This is a genomic window from Lentzea sp. NEAU-D7, from assembly GCF_026242055.1.
Taxonomy (GTDB): Bacteria; Actinomycetota; Actinomycetes; order Mycobacteriales; family Pseudonocardiaceae; genus Lentzea.
Genome location: NZ_JAPJDL010000005.1, coordinates 140,587 through 160,375, shown reverse-complemented (window position 1 = coordinate 160,375; position 19,789 = coordinate 140,587). Strand labels below are relative to the sequence as shown.

General features: G+C 71.5%; 22 protein-coding genes. 10 read left to right on the top strand and 12 right to left on the bottom strand.

Annotated features, from left to right (window positions below; translation table 11 throughout):
- Positions 1-53 precede the first annotated feature (53 nt).
- Positions 54-1,016, top strand: a complete 963-nt coding sequence (locus ORI60_RS13225; RefSeq protein ID WP_266037486.1) for a GlxA family transcriptional regulator — start codon at positions 54-56, stop codon at positions 1,014-1,016.
- Positions 1,016-1,636, top strand: coding sequence for a DJ-1/PfpI family protein (locus ORI60_RS13220; protein ID WP_266037484.1), 621 nt, complete (start codon positions 1,016-1,018; stop codon positions 1,634-1,636). Before ORI60_RS13225 ends, ORI60_RS13220 begins: the two co-directional genes overlap by 1 nt.
- Here ORI60_RS13220 and ORI60_RS13215 read toward each other — a convergent pair.
- Positions 1,622-2,266, bottom strand: a complete 645-nt coding sequence (locus tag ORI60_RS13215; RefSeq protein ID WP_266037483.1) for a response regulator — start codon at positions 2,264-2,266, stop codon at positions 1,622-1,624. The genes ORI60_RS13220 and ORI60_RS13215 overlap by 15 nt on opposite strands.
- On the bottom strand, positions 2,263-3,312 hold the full coding sequence (locus ORI60_RS13210; RefSeq protein WP_266037482.1) for a sensor histidine kinase: 1,050 nt from the start codon (positions 3,310-3,312) through the stop codon (positions 2,263-2,265). Before ORI60_RS13210 ends, ORI60_RS13215 begins: the two co-directional genes overlap by 4 nt.
- A gap of 99 nt (positions 3,313-3,411) precedes the next feature.
- Here ORI60_RS13210 and ORI60_RS13205 point away from each other — a divergent pair, with 99 nt between their 5' ends.
- Positions 3,412-4,272: an ABC transporter ATP-binding protein gene (locus tag ORI60_RS13205; protein WP_266037481.1), complete on the top strand. Its 861-nt coding sequence runs from the start codon at positions 3,412-3,414 to the stop codon at positions 4,270-4,272.
- On the top strand, positions 4,272-5,087 hold the full coding sequence (locus ORI60_RS13200; protein WP_266037480.1) for a hypothetical protein: 816 nt from the start codon (positions 4,272-4,274) through the stop codon (positions 5,085-5,087). Before ORI60_RS13205 ends, ORI60_RS13200 begins: the two co-directional genes overlap by 1 nt.
- 344 nt (positions 5,088-5,431) lie before the next feature.
- Here the strand turns inward: ORI60_RS13200 and ORI60_RS13195 are convergent, their stop codons facing one another.
- Genes ORI60_RS13195 through ORI60_RS13180 form a run of 4 tightly spaced genes read right to left on the bottom strand, consistent with a single transcriptional unit; the run spans position 5,432 to position 8,356 of the window.
- Positions 5,432-6,493 carry a molybdopterin-dependent oxidoreductase gene (locus tag ORI60_RS13195; RefSeq protein WP_266037479.1) on the bottom strand — a complete coding sequence of 354 codons (1,062 nt, stop codon included), beginning with the start codon at positions 6,491-6,493 and terminating at the stop codon, positions 5,432-5,434.
- The gene (locus ORI60_RS13190) at positions 6,490-7,089 is read right to left on the bottom strand and encodes a class I SAM-dependent methyltransferase (RefSeq protein ID WP_266037478.1); all 600 of its coding nucleotides are present in this window, start codon (positions 7,087-7,089) and stop codon (positions 6,490-6,492) included. Before ORI60_RS13190 ends, ORI60_RS13195 begins: the two co-directional genes overlap by 4 nt.
- On the bottom strand, positions 7,086-7,721 hold the full coding sequence (locus tag ORI60_RS13185; RefSeq protein WP_266037477.1) for a TIGR04282 family arsenosugar biosynthesis glycosyltransferase: 636 nt from the start codon (positions 7,719-7,721) through the stop codon (positions 7,086-7,088). Before ORI60_RS13185 ends, ORI60_RS13190 begins: the two co-directional genes overlap by 4 nt.
- Positions 7,718-8,356: a glycosyltransferase family 2 protein gene (locus ORI60_RS13180; protein ID WP_266037476.1), complete on the bottom strand. Its 639-nt coding sequence runs from the start codon at positions 8,354-8,356 to the stop codon at positions 7,718-7,720. The genes ORI60_RS13185 and ORI60_RS13180 overlap by 4 nt, the downstream gene beginning before the upstream one ends.
- A 121-nt stretch (positions 8,357-8,477) precedes the next feature.
- On the opposite strand from ORI60_RS13180, the gene ORI60_RS13175 reads away from it, so the two are divergent.
- Positions 8,478-9,638: a hypothetical protein gene (locus ORI60_RS13175; RefSeq protein WP_266037475.1), complete on the top strand. Its 1,161-nt coding sequence runs from the start codon at positions 8,478-8,480 to the stop codon at positions 9,636-9,638.
- Here ORI60_RS13175 and ORI60_RS13170 read toward each other — a convergent pair.
- The 4 genes from ORI60_RS13170 to ORI60_RS13155 form a co-directional block, all read right to left on the bottom strand.
- Positions 9,625-10,665 carry an NAD-dependent epimerase/dehydratase family protein gene (locus tag ORI60_RS13170; protein ID WP_266037474.1) on the bottom strand — a complete coding sequence of 347 codons (1,041 nt, stop codon included), beginning with the start codon at positions 10,663-10,665 and terminating at the stop codon, positions 9,625-9,627. The genes ORI60_RS13175 and ORI60_RS13170 overlap by 14 nt on opposite strands.
- Positions 10,666-10,718: 53 nt before the next feature.
- Complete coding sequence (locus ORI60_RS13165; RefSeq protein WP_266037473.1) at positions 10,719-12,044, bottom strand: sensor histidine kinase; 1,326 nt, start codon at positions 12,042-12,044, stop codon at positions 10,719-10,721.
- The gene (locus tag ORI60_RS13160; RefSeq protein ID WP_266037472.1) at positions 12,041-12,712 is read right to left on the bottom strand and encodes a response regulator transcription factor; all 672 of its coding nucleotides are present in this window, start codon (positions 12,710-12,712) and stop codon (positions 12,041-12,043) included. The genes ORI60_RS13165 and ORI60_RS13160 overlap by 4 nt, the downstream gene beginning before the upstream one ends.
- A gap of 82 nt (positions 12,713-12,794) precedes the next feature.
- Positions 12,795-13,961 (bottom strand): beta-1,3-glucanase family protein, encoded by a 1,167-nt coding sequence (locus tag ORI60_RS13155; protein ID WP_266037471.1) that lies wholly within the window; start codon positions 13,959-13,961, stop codon positions 12,795-12,797.
- 83 nt (positions 13,962-14,044) lie between these two features.
- Here ORI60_RS13155 and ORI60_RS13150 point away from each other — a divergent pair, with 83 nt between their 5' ends.
- The 4 genes from ORI60_RS13150 to ORI60_RS13135 all read left to right on the top strand — a co-directional run bounded on the left by ORI60_RS13150 (position 14,045) and on the right by ORI60_RS13135 (position 17,123).
- Positions 14,045-15,016: an alcohol dehydrogenase catalytic domain-containing protein gene (locus ORI60_RS13150; RefSeq protein WP_266037470.1), complete on the top strand. Its 972-nt coding sequence runs from the start codon at positions 14,045-14,047 to the stop codon at positions 15,014-15,016.
- A gap of 31 nt (positions 15,017-15,047) precedes the next feature.
- Complete coding sequence (locus ORI60_RS13145; RefSeq protein ID WP_416234398.1) at positions 15,048-15,974, top strand: LysR family transcriptional regulator; 927 nt, start codon at positions 15,048-15,050, stop codon at positions 15,972-15,974.
- A 107-nt stretch (positions 15,975-16,081) separates the two neighbouring features.
- On the top strand, positions 16,082-16,783 hold the full coding sequence (locus ORI60_RS13140) for an SDR family NAD(P)-dependent oxidoreductase (protein WP_266037467.1): 702 nt from the start codon (positions 16,082-16,084) through the stop codon (positions 16,781-16,783).
- A gap of 19 nt (positions 16,784-16,802) precedes the next feature.
- Positions 16,803-17,123 (top strand): hypothetical protein, encoded by a 321-nt coding sequence (locus tag ORI60_RS13135; RefSeq protein ID WP_266037466.1) that lies wholly within the window; start codon positions 16,803-16,805, stop codon positions 17,121-17,123.
- An 84-nt stretch (positions 17,124-17,207) separates the two neighbouring features.
- Here ORI60_RS13135 and ORI60_RS13130 read toward each other — a convergent pair whose 3' ends face one another.
- Positions 17,208-17,798: a maleylpyruvate isomerase N-terminal domain-containing protein gene (locus ORI60_RS13130; RefSeq protein ID WP_266037465.1), complete on the bottom strand. Its 591-nt coding sequence runs from the start codon at positions 17,796-17,798 to the stop codon at positions 17,208-17,210.
- On the bottom strand, positions 17,785-18,642 hold the full coding sequence (locus ORI60_RS13125) for an NAD(P)-dependent oxidoreductase (protein ID WP_266037464.1): 858 nt from the start codon (positions 18,640-18,642) through the stop codon (positions 17,785-17,787). The genes ORI60_RS13130 and ORI60_RS13125 overlap by 14 nt, the downstream gene beginning before the upstream one ends.
- A gap of 116 nt (positions 18,643-18,758) precedes the next feature.
- Here ORI60_RS13125 and ORI60_RS13120 point away from each other — a divergent pair, with 116 nt between their 5' ends.
- Positions 18,759-19,730 (top strand): GlxA family transcriptional regulator, encoded by a 972-nt coding sequence (locus tag ORI60_RS13120; protein ID WP_266037463.1) that lies wholly within the window; start codon positions 18,759-18,761, stop codon positions 19,728-19,730.
- Positions 19,731-19,789: the final 59 nt, after the last annotated feature.

Here is a 19,789-nt window from a genome sequence, read left to right as displayed (position 1 = left end):
TCCGAGGGGGATATGGCGTTGCCGCCCCAGGCGGGGGTGAGGAAAGTGGAGGTGTGGGGAATCTGAGGGAGATAGTCGTGGTCGGCTACGACCGCGTCGCGTTGCTGGACCTGGCCGGGCCCGTCGAGGTGTTCCAGGCGGCGAACTACGGCGAGCAGCGCTACCAGGTCACCGTGGCCACGCTCGGGGGAGAACCGTTCACCGCCACGGCGGGCGTGCGCGTCGAGGCCGGTGCCGACCTGCTCGCGCTGGACCGTCCGATCGACACGCTGCTCGTGGTCGGCGGCTGGGGGTACGACGAGGCCGCGTCCGACGCGGTGCTCACGACGAACCTGCGGCGGCTGGCGCTGCGGTCCCGTCGCGTCGCGGGGGTCTGCACGGGCGCCCTGGTGCTGGCCGGCGCCGGGCTGCTGAAGGGCAAGAAGGCGACGACGCACTGGGCGTTCACCGGCGAGCTGGAGAACCGCGGCGTCGAGGTGGAACCGGACGCGATCTTCGTGTGCGACGGCGAGGTGGCCACGTCGGCGGGGGTGACGGCGGGCATCGACCTGGCGCTGGCCATGGTCGAGCAGGACCACGGGCCCGCGCTGGCCCGCAGGATCGCGCAGTACCTGGTCGTGTTCCTGCAACGCTCGGGCGGCCAGTCGCAGTTCAGCGTGCACACCCGCGCGAAGCCGGTGCCGGACGGCTCGCTGCGCGCGTTGCTGGACGACATCCACGCCGATCCGACTCGGGAGTGGACGGTGCCGGTCATGGCCCGCAAGGCCATGATGAGCGTGCGGCACTTCGCCAGGGTCTTCTCCCGCAACGTGGGCGTCTCGCCCGCGCAGTACGTCGAACGGGCCCGCGTCGAGGCCGCCGCCGACCGGCTGGCCAGCAGCGGCGACCCGCTCGACCTCGTCGCCCGCCAGTCGGGGTTCGGCTCGGCCGAGACCCTGCGGCGGGCCTTCCTGCGCGTGCTCGGCGTGTCGCCGGGCAGCTACCGCGCCCGTTTCCGGACCACTGGGGTTGCCTGATGGAAGCCACGTTCGTGCTCTACCCGAACATGACCGCGCTCGACTTCGTCGGCCCGTTCGAGGTGCTCGGCAGCGTGCCGGTCGTCACGACCCGGTTCGTCGCCGCGACGCTCGATCCGGTGAAGTCCGACAACGGGCTGTCCGTCGTGCCGACCGACACGTTCGCCTCGCTGAAGTCCACCGACGTCGTCGTGGTGCCGGGCTCCGGGCACTGGAGGGAACTGCTGAAGGACTCCGGTGGCGTCGTCGAGTGGCTGCGGGAGGTGCACCCGACCACGAAGTGGACGACGTCGGTGTGCACCGGGTCGACGCTGCTCGCCGAGGCGGGACTGGTCTCGAAGGCCACGACGCACTGGGCCGCGCGCGAGGACCTGGAGGTCCGGGGCGTCGAGGTGAGCACCGACCGGGTGGTGTTCGACGGCAAGGTCGTCAGCGGGGCGGGTGTCTCCGCGGGCATCGACATGGCGTTGCGGCTGGTCGAGGCCGAGTTCGGCGAGGTGGTCGCGCAGGCCGTGCAGGTCGGCATCGAGTACGACCCGCAGCCGCCGCGCGCCTACGACTCGATCCCGCCCGAGATCGCGCGGGGCCTCAAGGCCGCGTTCGACTCACGTCAGGCCTGACTGCACGGCGAACACGACGAGCTGGGCGCGGTCGCGCGCGCCCAGCTTCACCATCGCCCGCGACACGTGCGTGCGCACCGTCGCGGGCGAGATCACCAGCACCGCGGCGATCTCGTCGTTGGACGCGCCGGACGCCACGTGCCGCATGATCTCCCGCTCGCGTTCGGTCAGCCTGTCCAGGTGCGGCACGGGCCGCGCCGACGCCCCGGACGCGAACCGGTCGATCACCCGGCGCGTGACGGACGGCGAGAGCAGCGAACCGCCGTCGGCCACCACGTGCACCGCGCGCAGCAGGTCCGCCGGGTCGGAGTCCTTCACCAGGAACCCGGACGCGCCCGTCCGCAGTGCCTCGAACACGTACTCGTCGAGGTCGAACGTCGTGAGCACGACGATCCGGACCCCGGCGCACGCCGGGTCGGCGCTGACGCGGCGCAGCACCTCCAGGCCGTCCATCAGCGGCATGCGGATGTCGAGGAACACCACGTCCGGTTTCGTCGCCTGGATCAGCGCGAGGGCCTCGCGCCCGTCGGCGGCCTCTCCGGCGAGCTGGACGCCGTCCTCGGTCTCGATCAACGTCCGCAGCCCCATCCGGACCAGCGGCTGGTCGTCGGCCACCACCACGCGAATCATGCGGGCAACGGTATCCGGGCGATCACCGAGAAGCCGTGCGCCGAGTCGGCTTCGAGCGTGCCGCCGAGCGCTTCGGCCCGCGAGCGCATGCCCGCGATGCCGTGCCCCTCGGTGAAGTCGGTGGGCGTGCCGGTGTCGGTCACGTGGACGACCAGCTCGTCGCGCACGGTGTAGACCCTGACGGACGCGGTGACACCGGGGGAGGAGTGGCGCAGGACGTTGGTCAGCGACTCCTGCACGATCCGGTACACGGCCAGCTGGTGGGTGTCCGGCAACTCGATCCCGGCGACCTCGACGGACACCTCCAGCCCCGCCTCGCGCATCCGCGCAGCGAGTGCCGGGAGGTCGTCGAGCGTGATCGCCGGCGTCAAGGGAGCCGAGCCGCGCAGGGTGTCCAGTTCGGACCGCAGGCCGTCCAGCGCTTCCTTGGACGTGTCGCGGATGGCTTCGAGTGACGCGCGGGCCTTCGCGGGGTCCTTGTCCAGCACGTAGAGCGCGACCCCGGCCTGCATGGCGATCACCGAGAGGCCGTGGCCGACGACGTCGTGGACCTCCTGGGCGAGCCGGAGGCGTTCGGAGATCGCGGTGCGCTCGCGAACGTCCACAGCGGACCGGCGGCGCAGCTTCATCAGCACACCCGCCGCGCCGGGCAGCAGGATCCACCCGGCCGACCAGGTGATCCACGACGTCAGCGAGTCGTTCCACCACGGCAGGATCGCCAGTGCGTACAGCAGGGCGCCGGCGGCGGCGAGTTCCACGCGCGCGTACACGGCCACCGCGTAGATCGCGGCGACACCGCTCACCAGGATCGGGCCGAACGGGTAGCCCAGCGCCAGGTAGACCACGATCGGCGTGATCGTGACGAGCACCGTCCACAGTGGCCGGACGGAGCGGAACAGCAGGCCGCAGGCCGCCACGACGATGAGCGCGTAGGCGAGGGCGTCGAGGGGTTCGCCGCCTTGAAGGCGCGCGGCGAACCGCGTGCCCGCGAGGCCGAAGAACAGCAACGCCGCTGTGAGCGCGCCGTCCTGCCATGTGATCCGCATGCCGCCGACCATACGACCGGCGCCGTACGCAGATGTGCGTATCTTCATGACGCTCCGGTGCTGACGCCCCAGGTCGTTGGCGGGACCACAGTTGAGCCCATGATCGTGACGACGGAGAAGCTGACGAAGCGCTACGGCGACCGCGCCGTGGTGGACGAGGTCAGTCTGTCCGTGCGGCGGGGCGAGGTCTACGGGTTCCTCGGTCCCAACGGCGCGGGCAAGACGACCACGATCCGCATGCTGCTCGGGCTCGTGAAGCCGACCAGCGGATCCGCCAGGGTCCTCGGTGAGAAACCGGGCACCCAGAAGGCGTTGCTCAAGGTCGGGTCGCTGATCGAGGGACCAGGCTTCTACCCGTACCTGTCCGGCCGCGACAACCTGCGCGTGCACGCCGCTCGCCGGGGCGCAGGCAGGACGCACGTCGAGGCCGTGCTGGAGCAGGTCGACCTGGTGGGCGCCGCGACCGAGAAGTTCCGCCGGTACTCGCTCGGCATGAAGCAACGGCTCGGCGTCGCCGCGGCCCTGCTCGGCCGGCCGGAGCTGCTGATCCTCGACGAGCCGACCAACGGCCTCGACCCCGCGGGCATGGCCGACATGCGCGACCTGGTGCGGGCGCTGGCCGCGCAGGGCCAAACGGTGCTGCTGTCGAGCCACCTGCTCGGCGAGGTCGAGGAGATCTGCGACCGGGTCGGCGTGATCTCGAACGGCAGGCTCGTCGCCGAGAGCACCGTCGAGCAGCTGCGCGGCGACACGGTCCTGCTGATCAGGGCCGATCCGATCGAGAAGGCGCACGTGCTGGTCGAGGGCAGTGAGGTGCACGGCGATGTGCTGCACGTGCGGCAGGCGGACGCGAGGGCGTTGGTGCGTGCGCTCGTGCACGCCGGCGTGGACGTGCAGGAGGTCCGGCCGCTGCGCCGGACGCTGGAAGAGGTCTTCTTCGAGATGACGGGAGCGGCGTGATGGGCAGCGTGAAGGCGGAGCTGCTGAGGCTGTGGAAGTGGCCGGCGACCTGGGTGCTCATCGGCGTCTGGCTGGTGATGACGCTGACGTTCGGCTACGTGTTCAACTACCTCGCCCTGAACGGCGGCACCAACACGCGCTCGATGTCCCAGCAGCAGCTGATCGGCGCGATGCAGCCGGAGAACGTCGGCGCGGCCGTGGTGCGCGGCCTGCCCATGTTCGGCGGTGCGATCGTGCTGGTGCTGGCCGCGCTCGCCGTCGGCAGCGGTTACGGCTGGGGCACCTGGAAGACGACCCTGACGGCCGGCCCGCGCCGGGTCTCGGCGATGGCCGGCACGCTCGGGGCGCTGGGGATCGTCGTGGTGCTGCTGGTGGCCCTCACGTTCGTCGTGGACCTCGGCGCGGCGGTGACCGTGGCGTCGCTGGAGGGCTGGGACTGGAGCCTGCCGGGACCCGGCGTCTTCGAGGCGCTGGGCGCGTCACTGCTGATCGCCGCCATGTGGGCGGGGTTCGGCGTGTTCCTCGGCGTCGTCACCAAGGGGCCCGCGCTCGCCGTCGGTCTCGGCCTGATGTGGGCGATCGTGACCGAGAACCTGTTGCGGGGCGTGGGTTCCCTCCTCGGGCCGGTCGAGGCGCTGACCGAGGTCCTGCCGGGCGGATCGGCCGGCAACCTCGCCGGTGCCGTCGGCGGATCCGGTGCCCCCGGCGTGCTGACGAACCTGAGCGGCACCACCGCGGCGTTGGTCCTCGCCGGGTACGTCGTGTTCTTCGTCGGCGCGGCGACGCTTCTGAAGGTGCGCCGCGACCTCGTATAGGACCACCGCGGCCCAGGTCAGGCCCAGCACGACCGCGACCCCGGCGGGGTAGTCGCGGTCGTGCAGGCCGGGGTTCACCGGTCCGCTGTGCTCGCGCCAGAGGAGCGGCACCGCGACGAGGGTGACGACGCCGGAGACGGTGAGCCCGACGCCGATGGACGGACGTTTCACCACGAGCCCGGCGGCGCCGACGAGCGGGGCGATCAGGAAGTCGTGCAGGACCACGCCGCCGCCGAGCCAGAGGAGCAGCTCGAGGGTGACCTGGGGCAGGAGCAGCCACGCACCCCAGGCGCCCAGGCCGACGCCGGCCGCACCCAGCACGACCCGCGCGACGAGCACGCCGCTCATGCCCGCACCTCCAGCGACGTGACCCACTTCGTCTGCAGCACACCCGGCCGGTTCGGCGCGATCAGCCGGCACGGGTACCCGTGGTCCGGGCTGAGCTCCTCGCCGTCGAGCCGCAGCGCCAGCAGCGTGAGCGGGTCCTGCGCGAACGCCTCGGGCAGCGTCGTCGCCCGGTACAGCCCGTCCTCCTCCAGCGACTCGACCCGCACGTCCCCTCTTCCCACGAGCTCGGAGACGCGGACGCCGGTCCAGGTCGCGTTCTGGCTCCAGCCCTCGACGCACGCGATCGGCAGGTCGACGGTGGTCTGCGGCATCGCCTGGAGCTCCGCCAGCGAGAAGCTCCGCGCGCCCACCCTCAGCCGCCAGTCCGGCGGCACCACGATCCCGGCCGCCTGCGCCGTGCGGTTGACCGGCAGGGCGCCGTCCGACCGCCACGCCAGCACCGAGATCTTGCGCAGCCACGGCACCGTGACGCCCGCCGTCGCCACCACGGCGACACCGGTCGTGAGGGCCGTGGTGCGCAGGAAGGCCCTGCGGGACAGGATGGTCCGCTCGTCCGACGCCGGTTCGAGGGTGCGGCGGACGACCGGGATCTTCACCGCGACGTGCACGAGCAGGGCGCCGATCGCGATCCACGCCGCCGCGTAGTGGGCGGTGGGGAAGTAGAACGACCACGGGTAGTTCTGCGCCGCGTTGAACAGGCCGGTGACCAGTTCGAAGAACGACGCCGCGATCAGCACGAAGATCGACGCGCGCTCCAGGGCGTGCGGCACGGACCTGATCAGCGGCCGTTCGAACAGCTTCGGGTAGACGCTCCACAACTTGGCCAGCAGCAACGGGATCGAGGCGACCCCGGAGATCACGTGCACGCCCTGGGTGACGCGGTAGAGGTCCACCGGGCGGGTCGGCCACACCCAGTCGTGCTGCACGCCGTGGCTGAGCAGGCCGGTGACGAAGCACAGCCCGAACGTGATGCCGAGCCACGTGCCGACCCGGCTCGTCACGCCCGTGTGGTGGGCGGGTGCCTTGAAAGCGGGAGGCTTGAGGACGGGGAGTTTCACAGCCGCTCCCAGCACGCGAACCAGCGTCCGGCACGTTCGGTCTGCCACAGCAGGAAGAAACCGTCTGCGGTCAGGGACTCCGCGTCGCTCCAAGCCCACGGGAACCACTGGCCGCGGGTGTCCTCGGTCCGCACGCGCGCCTGGCCGACGGTCAGGCCCGCGCCCGGTGGCTCGACCTCGACGACGACCGTTCCGCTGGGCCTGAGCAGGGTCCGGACGCGGCGCAGGAGGGCCGCCGGGTCGCCGCCGATGCCGACGTTGCCGTCGGCGAGCAGGACGTGCTGCCAGTGCCCCTCGCCCGGCAGCAGGTCGAACACGTCGCGGCGGATCGCGACGCCACCGCGTTCGGTGGTGCGCCGGATCGCCTCCGGGGACACGTCGACGCCGAGCGCCCTGACCCGGCGGGCCAGCAGCGCGGCGACGAGACGGCCGGGGCCGCAGCCGACGTCGAGGGTGGGGCCGGTGCACGCGTCGAGGAGGACGGAGTCGCCGCCGTCCGCGTCGGCGTGCCAGCGCGCGACGCTGAGCTCGCGCGAGGCGGTGCCGGAGAGGTCGAGCCAGCCGGGATGGCCCTTCAGGGCCTGGTCGAACATCATCGCGTCACCGCCGCCGCCCGGGCGAGCGCCGCCGCGAACCGGCTGTCCGGCACCTGCCGCGCCACCGCGCGGGCGTCCGCCATCGTGTCCACATCGGACAGAGCAGGGAGCGTCCGCACCTCCAGCCCGCGCAACGCCTCCAGCGTCAGCGCCCCCGTGTCGGCACGCGACATCGGCACGTCGCGCAACACCGCGGCCCGCGACGGGTCGCGCAACCCGAGCGCCCACCAGCCGCCGTCCAGCGCCGGCCCGAGCGCCGCCTCCCCGAACTCGGCGCACGACTCCAGCAGCGACGGCGTGACCTGCGGCGTGTCCATCCCGATCTGCAACACCGGCATCCGGAACCGCGCGATGTCGGCGTGCGCGTGCACGAGCCGTTCGGCGAACGAGACACCGCGCTGCGGGACGACCACGCACCCGGCCAGCGCGTCGCGGACGTCCTCGCGCCGCACCACCCCGGCCAGCGCCACCACGGGCACGGCGCCGGGCGTGTCCAGAGCCGCCGAAATCGTGTCCAGCAACGCCGCCGCCGCCACGTCGGCGGCCTCCTCCGCCGACAGCGGCGGGCACAGCCGCGTCTTCACCTGGCCCGGCACCGGCGACTTCGCCATGATCAGCAGGCAGAACCTCATCGCAGCACCCCCGCCATGTCCCGTGCCGCCCGCATCGTGCCGCGCACGGAGCCCGAGACCTTCGACCGCGTGCCGGCCGCGCGCGGCCGGTAGACCACGTCGACCTCGCGCACCCGCCAGCCCGCCTCCGCCGCGCGCACCAGCAGTTCCAGCGGATAGCCGAAGGCGCGGTCCTGGAGGTCCAGCGCCAGCAACGCCTCCCGCCGGCACACGCGCAGCGGTGCGATGTCGTGCACGTCCAGACCCCTGCGCCGCAACAGGGACGCGATCACGGCGTTGCCCGCCCGCGCGTGCCACGGCCACACGCCGGCGTGCACGGGCCTTCGCCGGCCAGCCACGAGGTCGGCATCGGCCAGGAGCGCGGCCATCGCGGGCAGTGCGGCCAGGTCCAGCGAACCGTCCGCGTCGGCGAACGCCACCAGGTCGGAGGTGGCCGCGAGCAGCCCGGTGTGCACGGCGGCGCCGTAGCCGCGTTTCGGTTCGTGCACGACCAGGGCGCCGCACGCGGCGGCCACCTCGGGCGAACCGTCGGACGACCCGTTGTCCACGACGATCGCGCGGAATCCGGGAGGCAGGGAGGCGAGCACCGCGGGCAGTGCGGCGGCCTCGTCCAGGCAGGGCAACACGACATCCATGTGTCCACCCTGGACCACGGGAAAGTGTTGTGGTGCTTACGGAATTGTGACGCACGAACGAGTTCTTACGATTGTCTTGCGAGGCCCGCGAGGACCCTGCCGACCCCCTAGGTTGGGCGCGGTGCGTCTAGTCATCGCGGGGCTGCTCGTCGCCGCCGCCATCATCATCGGGGTCGTCGTCAACGTCAACGACCCCGGCGTCCTCTTCGCCGCCGCGGCACCGCTCTTCGGCGACTGGCAGCCGCACCTGGGGCCTGGCACGCCCGCGGCGGTCCTGATCGCGTTCCTCGTCGTCGCCAAGGGGCCCGAGCTGGCGAACCACCGGTTCGCGCTGCCGATCGCCTACGTGGCGGCCACGGCGTGGACGTTCTCGCTGGCGATGGTCGACGGCTGGAAGCACTTCGTCACCAGGCTGACGACCGAGGACGAGTACCTGCACGAGGTTCCCGGCGTCACCGACGTGCCCGCCATGCTGCGCGGTTTCGCCGCGCGCATCCCGGACTTCCAGCCCGACTCGTGGACCACGCACGTCTCCGGACATCCGCCGGGCGCTCTGCTCACGTTCGTCGCGCTCGACCGCGTCGGTCTCGGCGGGGGAGCGGCGGCGTCGATCTTCTGCGTCCTCGTCGGATCGCTGGCGGTGGTGGCGATCCCCAAGGCCATCGGCACCAACGCGGTGCTGCCGTTCCTCGTCCTGTTCCCCGGCGCCGTGTGGGTAGGGGCGTCCGCGGACGGCATGTTCATGGGCGTGGCGGCCGTCGGCATCTACCTGCTCACCCGGTGGCCGCTGCTGGGCGGCGTCGTGCTCGGCTGGTGCCTGTTCCTGTCCTACGGGCTGGTGCTGCTGGTCCCGCTCGCGATCGTCGCGGTCGGCAGGAGGATCGGCTGGGCCGTCGCGGGCGCGCTCGCGGTCGTGGCGGCGTTCGCGATCAGCGGGTTCTGGTGGCTCGACGGCTACGAGCTGGTGAAACTCCGCTACTACCAGGGCATCGGCGACACCAGGCCGTACTGGTACTGGGCGTGGGCGAACCTCGCGGCACTCGCGCTGGTGATCGGCCCGGCCGGGATCAGGGGACTGCGCAGGGACAAGTGGGTCGTCGCGGCCGGCATCGCGATCCTGGCGGCGGACCTCTCGGGCCTGAGCAAGGCCGAGACCGAACGCATCTGGCTGCCGTTCGCCGTCTGGCTGCTCGCCGGTACGGCCCGGCTGGACAGGCGGTGGCTCACCGCCCAGGCCGTCACGGCCCTGGCGGTGAACCACCTGGTGCTCACGAACTGGTGACCGGCTCCCGCTGCGAGGCGAAGGCGAACTCCCGCACCCCTTCCGCGAAGCCGACCCGGGCCTCGAAACCCAGCACGTCCAACGCCTTCGCGGGCGACGCCACGACGTGCCGGACGTCGCCCGGCCGCGCTCCGCCCACGATCTCCGGCGCGGGTCCGCCGCACGCGTCGGCCAGCGCGAACGCCAGGTCGCCGATCGTGTGCGGGGAACCGGAGCAGACGTTCACGGCCTCGAAACCGGGGCGCGGCGAGGCCAGCGCCAGCGCGTTGGCCCGGGCCACGTCGGTGACGTGCACGAAGTCGCGCCGCTGCCGACCGTCCTCCATCACCCTCGGTGCGACGCCGTTCTGCAGCGCGGAACGGAAGATCGAGGCCACGCCCGCGTACGGGGTGTCGCGCGGCATCCGCGGGCCGTAGACGTTGTGGTACCGCAGGGCCCACACGCTGCCGCCGGTCTGCCGGGACCACGCCAGCGCGAGGTGCTCCTGCGCCAGCTTGGTGGCCGCGTAGGTGCTGCGCGGCTCCAGCGGAGCGTCCTCGGGCACCAGTTCGGACACCACGAAGTCACCGCAGGAGCAGCGCGGCTCGTACATGCCGGCGGCCAGGTCCGCGGCGGTCCGCTCGGCCCGCACGATCCCGTGCGAGAGGCACCGGTAGCGCCCCTCGCCGTAGACGACCATCGACGACGCCAGCACCAGCCGCGACACCCCTGCCCGGTGCATCTCGGCCAGCAGCACCGCCGTGCCCAGGTCGTTGTGGCGCGCGTAGGAGGGCGCGTCGGACGGGTCCACGCCGTGCCCGACCATCGCCGCCTGGTGGCACACCGCGTCCACTGTGGACAGCAACGGCCGCAGCACGGCGGCGTCGGTCACGTCGCCGACGACCAGTTCGTGCTCCAGTGAAGGAACAGCGCCGTGGGCTTCGGGCAGCAACGCGTCGAGCACCACGCATTCGTGGCCCTGGGAGGTCAGCTCGTCCGCGACGTGCGACCCGATGAACCCGGCCCCGCCAGTGATCAGTACTCGCATGGACCGACCGTAGGACCGGACCGCGGGGGAGCGCGCCGTCAGACCCCATCACGTCACGACTTCGTAAGAGCTGGCAGCTCCACCACGAACCGCGCGCCGCGCGGGAAGCGGTCCTCGACCCACACGCGGCCCCGGTGGCGCTGCACGTGCTCGCGCACCAGCGCGAGCCCGAGCCCGCTGCCCGAGTCGTCTCCCCGGCTGCCGGGCCTGCCCCGCGCGAACCGTTCGAAGATCTGCTCCCGCAACGCTTCCGGCACACCCGGCCCGTCGTCCTCGACCTCGACGCGGGCCCGGTCGCCCGCCCTGCTCACCGCCACGAAGATCGCACCGCCCGCGTGCCGTTCGGCGTTCTCCACGAGGTTGGCGAGGACCCGGTCCAGCCGCCGCCGGTCGCCGAGCACCCGCACCGGGCCCGCGTCGACCGGCACCGCGCTCCAGCGGGTCGCGATCACGTTGCGCACCAAAGCGCTCAGGTCGAGCTCCTCCGGCTCGTAGTCGTCGGTCTGGTCGGCGCGCGAGATCTCCAGCAGGTCCACGACCATCCGCGCGAACCTGTCGACCTCCGAGGTCAGCAGTTCCAGCGCGGTCCCGGCGGTGCCCGGCAGGTGGTCACGACGCCGGCGCAGCACCGCGCCCGCGTTCACCATCGTCGTCAGCGGCGACCGCAGCTCGTGCGAGACGTCCGAGGCGAACCGGGCGTCGCGCAACGCCCTCTGCTCCAGCGCGTGCGCCGTCGAGTTGAACTTCGCCGCCAGTGCCGCGAGGTCCGGGTCGTCCTGGTCGGGCAGCCGCGCGTGCAGATCACCGCCGGCGATCCGGCCCGCCGCGGAGTTCAGCTCCGCCAGCGGTTTCAGCGCCCGTTTCGACGCCCACGAGCCCAGCGCCGCCCCGAGCAGCGCGGAGCCGATCGTGCCGGCGACCAGCACCGCGCCGAGGAACGTGAACGAGCGGTTGAGCTGCTGCAACCCGAACAGCTCGACGTAGACGGCGTCGCCCGCCACCGGCCGCGCGACGGCGAGCATCGGCAGGCCGTCCACGGTGATCCGCTCCGTGCCCGGCGGACGCTCCAGCAGCCCGGCCGGCAGCTGCGACGGCTCGACCTCGCGGCCCGCCCGCACCAGGCCCTCGCGGCCCAGCACCAGGATCGACGAGTCGGGCCCGGTGGTGAGGCCGGTCAGCAGCTCGTCGAGGCCGGGCGAGGCGAGCGACCTCTCGACCAGCCGCACGTTGACCTCGGCCTGCCGCGTCGCGCTCGCCTCCCGCTGCCGCAGCATGTAGCCGGAGGCGAGGTTCCAGGTGGCGAACGCCAGCACGCTCGTGACGACCAGCAGGCCGAAACCGAACGAGAGGGTGACCCGGCAGCGCAGCGTGAGTTTCACGAGCGGATCCGATAGCCGGTGCCGCGCACGGTGAGAAGCAGCTCCGGATCGTCCGGGTTCGCCTCTATCTTGCGGCGCAGCCGTCTTATGTGCACGTCCAGCAGCCGGGTGTCGCCGAAGTAGTCGTAACCCCAGACCTTTTGCAGCAACTGTTCCCTGGTGACGATTCGGCCGCCCGCACCAGCGAGTTCCAGCAACAGCCGGAATTCCGTCCTGGTGAGGTGAACGCGTTCACCCGCCCGGTGCACGAGCCCTTCCTGCGGACGGATTTCCAGGGCCCCGATCCGAACTGATTCACGGCCCGGTCCACGGCGGCGCAACAACGCGCGGACGCGTGCGGCGAGAACGCTCGCCATCAACGGTTTCGTGACGTAGTCGTCCGCTCCCGCCTCCAGTCCGGCGATCACGTCACAGGCGTCGGTGCGCGCCGTCACCACGATGATCGGCAGGTCACCGCGTGCGCGGAGCGTCCGCACGACCTCCAGGCCGTCCACGCCCGGCAGCGTGAGGTCGACCAGCACCACGTCGAACGATTCCGTCTCCAAACGGTGTAACGCCTCTTCGCCCGAACCCGCCTCGTCCACGGAGAAACCCTCGTCGGACAAGGCGAGGCCCAAAGCCTGCCGGATTCGCTCGTCGTCTTCGACCAGCAGGACCCGTACGCACACAACGACTCCACTGTGTGAGAGCCGCGGCGACGGCGCCTCACACAGTGGAGTGAAAGTCGATCAAACGCAAGAATATTTCGGTCTAAAATCCGGTCAGCGTGACTTTCGCCGAACGCGGGTTCGGTTCGTGAACAAGTGACTCGAACGCGCCGACGTCGTCGAACGCGAACCCGTAGGCCTTCCCGTCCACCATGTTCTGGTGCACGATCTTCGAGAAGTGGTTCGTGGTCGCGCGGGTGTAGAACTCGCTCGCGTTGTACGTCGGCTGGGTGTGCAGGAAGCCGAGCGTCGACCGGTTGAGCGCCGCGCACAGCGACCGCGAGATCGCGCCGAGCTCGTTGTTCGGTGCCGCGAGCCTGCCGTCGCAGTTGAGGATGTCACGGGTGGACGGCTGCTGGAACTCCGCGACCTGCTGGCCCGAGGTGTTGGTGAACCGCATGACCCCACCGCTCACGCGGCCGGTGAACCGGCGGTTCGGCTCGTTCTGGAACGGGACCACGGTCAGCGGCGTGTTCTGGTACGTCGACCAGACGCTGCTGACGTAGTTCGCGAAGTACGAGCTGGAGAACAGGCCCGCGTCGAGGCCCTTGCTCGGGTTCAGCACGCGCAGCCGAGTGCCGTCGGAGCGGGTGTGGACCAGCCGCGACCAGTCTCCGCCCAGCTGCTGGTGCTGGTCGAAGATGCGGTTGCGGCCGTTGGAGACGACCTGGCCGGTGCGCTTGGTCGCGCCCGCCTGGGACGTCGCCTCGACCGCGTGGGGAACCGAGAACATGTCCACCTGCGAGCTGTTGAGCCACAACCCGCCGCCGTTGTAGGTGAACTCGCTCCAGTCGAACAGGATGTCGCGGTTCGGGTCGCCCGCGGCCCACGGCGCCGGCTGCACCAGGCCGCCCGGCGCCAGTGCGAACTTCAGCTTGTCCCGGAAGGACATGTAGAGCCGGCCGCCGGCGAGGTTGAGCGGGATCTGCAGGGTCCGGCTGGCGCCGTTCCCGGGGCCGGGGATCGAGACGTCCGGTGCGGGGGTCGGGGGGATCCCGCCTCCTGACCAGGCGGTGAACTGACCGTTCGCGTTCACGTACCCGAGCCGGCCGCCCATCTCGCCGAACACGTACAGGTGGACCGCGTCACCGCGGCCCGAGTTGTTCGTGACCGTGAGCGGGAGCAGGTTCGGTGGAGCCGCTTGAGCAGGTGCGGACATCGTTGTCAGCCCTAGTAGGGCCGATGTCGCGAGCAGCAGGAGCTTGCGCATCGACTATCTCCTCACTGAGACAGGGTTGCGTGAGAGCGCTCTCATACCAGCGCGTCGCGGTAGATATGTCAAGAATGGTCTTCATGCGCGCACTGACTGTGGATCTTGCACGAGCCGGGTCGCTGGCCCTGTCCGAACTGCCCGATCCGGTTCCCGGACCGGACGAGCTGCTGGTCGAGGGCATCGCGATCGGCATCTGCGGGACCGACCGCGAGATCGTGCGCGGCGAGTTCGGCGTCGGCGGGACTCTCGTGATCGGGCACGAGTCCCTGGGGCGCGTCGTGAGCGGCCCGGGGTTCGCGCCGGGCTCGCTGGTGGCCGGCGTGGTCCGCAGGCCCGACCCGGTGCCGTGCGTCGCGTGTGCGCGCGGAGAGTTCGACATGTGCCGGAACGGGAAGTACACCGAACGCGGCATCACCGGGCTCGACGGCTACGGCTCTACTTTGTGGACGGTGCCCGCCGCCTACGCGGTCGCGGTCAGCTCGGAGACGGGTGTCCTGGTCGAGCCCGCCTCCGTCGTGGTCAAGGCGTGGGAACGACTCGACCGGACGGCGCTGTACCCGTTCGAGAGCGTGCTGGTGACCGGGGCCGGGCCGATCGGGCTGCTGGCGGCGCTGATCGGCGTGCAGCGGGGGCTGGACGTGCACGTCTTCGACCTGGCCGAGTCCGGGCCGAAACCGGACCTGGTGGAGTCGCTGGGCGCCACCTACCACCGGACGCTGCCCGACTGCCCGGTGGTGATCGAGGCGACCGGTGCGCCGTCACTGGTCGCGCGCCTGCTCGGGCGGGACCTGGTGTGCCTGACCGGGGTGCCGTCCACCGAGGTGCTGCCGGCCGACATCGGGCAGATCAACCGGGATCTGGTGCTGCGCAACGGAATCGTGTTCGGCACGGTCAACGCGAACGTGCGGCACTACCGGGAGGCCTCCGCCGTGCTGGACCGCGCGGACGACGCGTGGCTGTCGGCGATGATCACCCGGCGCGTGCCGCTCGAGTCGTTCGCGGAGGCGTTCGAGTCACGGCCCGGCGACGTCAAGGTGGTGCTGGAGCTGTGACCGCGGCCGGGATCCGCGGAACCGACCTAGGATGCGACGCGTGGAACTGCGTCAACTCCGGTACTTCCTCGCGGTCGCGGAAGAGCTGCACTTCGGCCGGGCGGCGGCCCGGCTGCTGATCGCGGGGCCGTCGTTGTCGCAGCAGATCAAGGCGCTCGAGCGGGACCTCGGCGTGCCGCTGTTCGCCCGCGACCGCCGCACGGTGGCGCTGACGTCCGCGGGCGCCGCGCTGGTCCCGGAGGTGCGGGCGCTGCTGGACCGGGCCGACGAGCTGCACCGGCACGCGCGGCAGCTGTCCGGGTCGCGGCCCGTGCGGATCGGGTACGTGAACTGGCTGCCGCCGGACCTGACCGCCCGCACGGCCGGGGTCGCGCAGCTCTACGTGGACGCGTGGGTCGTGCCGTCGCACCAGCAGGCGGCGCGGGTGGCGGACGGCAGCCTCGACCTGGCCGTGTGCTGGATCCGCAGGGCCGACGCCGCGCGGCTCGGGCTCGACGCGCGGCTGCTCGGTGCCGACCGGCTCTACGCGGTGGCCGTGGGCACGGACACGAGCCCGGTCAGGGCGGCGGACATCTCGGTGCTGGTCGACGACGACGTGACGTCGTGGCGGTCCTGGAACGACTTCGCCGAGGAGTTCGCCGGCGACACCGGCTGCCGCGTCCGGCGCATCCACAACGGCGCGATCACCGGCCCGGCGTTCTTCGACCACGTGCGGGTGTGCACGACGCCGGTGCTGAACTCGCCCAAGGGGCAGACCACGCCGTTGCCGCCAGACCTCGTGGCCCGGCCCGTCGTCGACCCCGAGGTGCTGTGGACCTGGTCGCTGGTGCGCCGGGAGGACGAGGAGCGCGCGGACGTCGTCGCCGCGGCCGACGCGATCGTGCGGAACGTGGGCGACCTCGGCCTGGACCGCGGCTGGCTGCCCTCGGACGACCCGTACCGCGCCCTGGGAGGCTGAGCCTCGCACGAGGGAGGAAAGGCGTCGCAATTCCGTGAAATGAAGCCGGCTCGCGGGTGGTTGTGGCTGTCAGATCCGCTACTCCTCCTTCGAAAGCGAGCAGGAAAATGACCGGCAAGGTGGCAATCATCACGGGAGCGTCGCAGGGAATCGGCGCGGCACTCGTTCCCGCTTATCGCAAGCTCGGCTATTCCGTCGTCGCGGTCTCGCGTTCCATCGACGACTCGGACGACCCGGAGGTGCTCGCCCTTCGCGCCGACCTCTCGAAGACCGGTGAGGGCGCGCGGGTCGTGCGGGAGGCGCTGGCGCGGTTCGGCCGGGTCGACTCGCTCGTGAACAACGCCGGCGTCTTCGTCGCCAAGCCGTTCACCGAGTACACCGACGACGACTTCGCCACCGTCACGGCCACGAACCTCACCGGGTTCTTCGACATCACCCGCGGCGCGGTGGCGGCGATGGAGGCGAACGGCGGCCACGTCGTGAACGTGTCCACGAGCCTCGTCGACCACGCGCTGTCGGCGGTGCCGTCGGCCCTCGCGTCGCTGACCAAGGGCGGTCTCAATGCCGTCACCAGGTCGCTCGCGGTCGAGTACGCAGCGCGTGGCATCCGCTTCAACACGGTCGCGCTCGGCATCATCAAGACGCCGATGCACGCCCCGGAGACCCACGAGGCGCTCGCCGGGCTGCACCCCGTCGGCCGGATCGGAGAGGTCTCCGAGGTGGTCGACGCGGTCACGTTCCTGGAGCAGGCCGGCTTCGTCACGGGCGAGATCCTGCACGTCGACGGCGGCCAGAGCGCGGGGCACTGACATGGTCGTCGAGACAGTCATGGACCGGTGGAAGGCCGCCGTGGACGCGCACGACCCCGAGGGCGTGGCGGCGAACTTCACCGAGGACGCCATTTTCCAGGGCCTCCGCCCCTATGGAGTGGGCAGGGCCGCTGTCGCCGAGTACTACGATTCCCAGCCTCTCGGGCTGAAAGCGGAGTACGAGGTTCTGGAAACGCGCCGGCTGGCCGAAGATCTGGTTCTCGGCTATTTGACCGTCGATTTCTCCTTCCCCGACCGGCCGGCGCTGCACGTCCACCTCGGCGTGCTGGTGAAGGGAGACCTGATCGCGCACTACCAGGTCTCCCGGCTTACCTGGTGACCCCCGAAGGTCGCCTTGGTGATTCGCGCTCAGGCCGCCGCCAGGCGGGCCTGAGCGCGAAGTGCCCGCAGCCCTTCCGGGTCGCTACCAGACCCCACCTCGCCACTGCCAACTCTCTCGCCGTGCAACGCCCGGCAGCGCTTTGCGCCCGGTGCACCACAACAGCAACTCGTCCGGTTCGGCATGTTCCGGCGCGTCGGGGAACAGTCGCTCGACCACCGGCGCACAATGCTCCGGATCCGGCTGCCACGCCACGTCCAGCGCGCGTGTCATGTCATGTGTGTGCATGGTCAGCTCTGTGACGCCCATCGCGGCGAAGCCCGCCGCGTCGGACATGCCCCACGGGTGCCACCCCCGTGCGTCCGGTGTGGCGGTGGCGACGGCGCGGGACAGCAGCGTGGCGGTGGTCGCGACGCCCTCCAGGCAGTGCTCCAGCGGCAGGCCGGGACGGAGCGTGCCGAGCAGGCTGGTCCAGCGGTGCTCGGCGCCGCTGGTGAGCAGGGCCGCGTAGCCGAGCAGGCCCTCGACGACGTGGTCCAGGGTCGTGCGGCAGGACCACTGCAGTCCGTGCGCGTGGCGGGCGAAGTCGTCGTCCGGCACCGTGCTCAGCACACGTACGCAGTCCCGTGCCGCCGCGTCGAGCAGTGCGGGCCAGTCCGCCTCAGGCCTTCGCACGCAACAGCTCCACGATCCGTGCCCAGCCGTCCTCGCCGTGTCCGGCCTCGACCGCCCGCCGCGCGTAGTCGTGCAGCAACCGCGGCAGTGCCGGGTCGACCTCCCGGACCTCGCTGGCGTGCACGAGGTGGTCCAGGGTCGCGAGGTGCACGTCCAGCGTGGCGTCCGAACCGGGGTAGCTGACCGCGTCGACCTGCGCGGCGTAGTCGGCGACGAACCCGGCGACCGGGCCGAGCCAGCGGGTGGCCAGAGGCGTGAAGTGCGCGGCGGTCGACCCGTCGGCGGTGACGAGTGCGGTGGCGTGCAGCCAGCCGGTGAGCGTGGCCCACATGATGCCCAGCAGCGCGGTGTCGTAGAGCGCGGCACGGCCGGGCTCGGCGCCGAGGTTGATCGGTTCGGCGAGCGCGGACAGCAGGTCCCTGGCCGTGGCGAACGCGTCCTGGTCGCCGCTGTAGAGGATCATCGAGCGCGGGTCGCCGATGCCGGGTGGCGTGGTCATGATGCCGCCGTCGAGGTAACGCACGCCCTCCGAAGCCAGCTGCGTGGCCAGTGAGCGGGCCTGCTCGGGTGATCCAGAGGTGAGGTTGACCAGTGTGCGGCCGGACAGCGCGGGGTCGAGGATCTCGGTCAGCGCCGGGTAGTCGAGCACGCAGGCGGCCACCACGGGCGCGGAACGCTGGGCTTGCGCAGCGGAAGCCACGGCAACGGCGCCCTGGGCCACCAGCGGCGCGGTCTTGGCGGCCGAGCGGTTCCAGACTGTGACGCGGTGGCCGGCGCGCAGGAACGCGGAGGCGAGAGCCGAGCCCATCCGGCCGAGTCCGAGCACGGCAACGTCGGAGTGCATTGTTGTTGTCCCCCAAGGGTTCGTGACTGACACGCTCACCCTCGCAAGCCGTCGGGACAACCGACAGTGGCAGGAACGCCAATATTCGAACGTTTGCTGCCACTAGCCTTGCGGGCATGGGCACGGTGGCGATCCTGGTGACCGACGACGACGCACCCTCCAACTGGGACGTCTACGAGGCCGGCCTGGCCTGCGTGGTGTTCGGCGTCGACCACAGCGACCTCGCCGCCCCCTGGTACGAGCTGCGGCTGTGCGGGCTGAACCCCGCCGAGCCACGGGCGAAGCACGGCTGGACGCTCAACCCCGAACACGGTCTGGAAGGACTGCACGGCGCGGACACGATTCTCGTCCCGTCGGTGCCGCAAGCGGTTCTCGACGGGACGGCACCGCTGGACCCGTTGCTGGTCAAGGAACTTCAGGACGCCTCGGCCAACGGCGTGCGCATCGCCGCGCTGTGCAACGGCGCGTTCGTGCTCGCCGAAGCCGGTCTGCTGGACGGCCGCCGCGCAACCGCGCACTGGTCCTACACCCACCGGCTGGCCCGCCGGTACCCCCAGGTCCAGGTCGACGCCGGGGTGCTCTACATCGACGACGGCGATGTCCTCACCAGCGCGGGCGCCGCGGCAGGGCTCGACCTGTGCCTGCACCTGGTGCGCCAGGACTTCGGCGCGCACGTGGCCAACGAGCTCGCCCGCAGGCTGTGCGTGCCCGCGCACCGCACCGGCGGCCAGGCCCAGTTCGTCACCCGGCACGTCCCGGACACCGACGACGACAGCGTCGCGCCGGTGCTGGAGTGGGCGGCGCGGCATCTGGACCGCCCGCTGACCGTGGCCGACCTCGCGCGCAGGGCCGGGATGAGCGAACGCACCTTCTTCCGCCGCCTGCACGAGGCCACCGGCAGCACGCCGTTGCGGTGGCTGCTCGCCCAGCGAATCGCCCACGCCCAATCGCTGCTGGAGAAGACCCCGCTGTCGGTGGAACAGGTCGCGCAGCGCTGTGGCCTGGGCACCAGCACCAACCTTCGACGCCACTTCACCGCGCACGTCGGTGTCACGCCCACCGACTACCGGCGCGCCTACCACGCTTGAACGCTGCGATCAGGGAACCGACCGCGAGCGTCGTCACGCGTGAGATCTGAGGCCGTGCG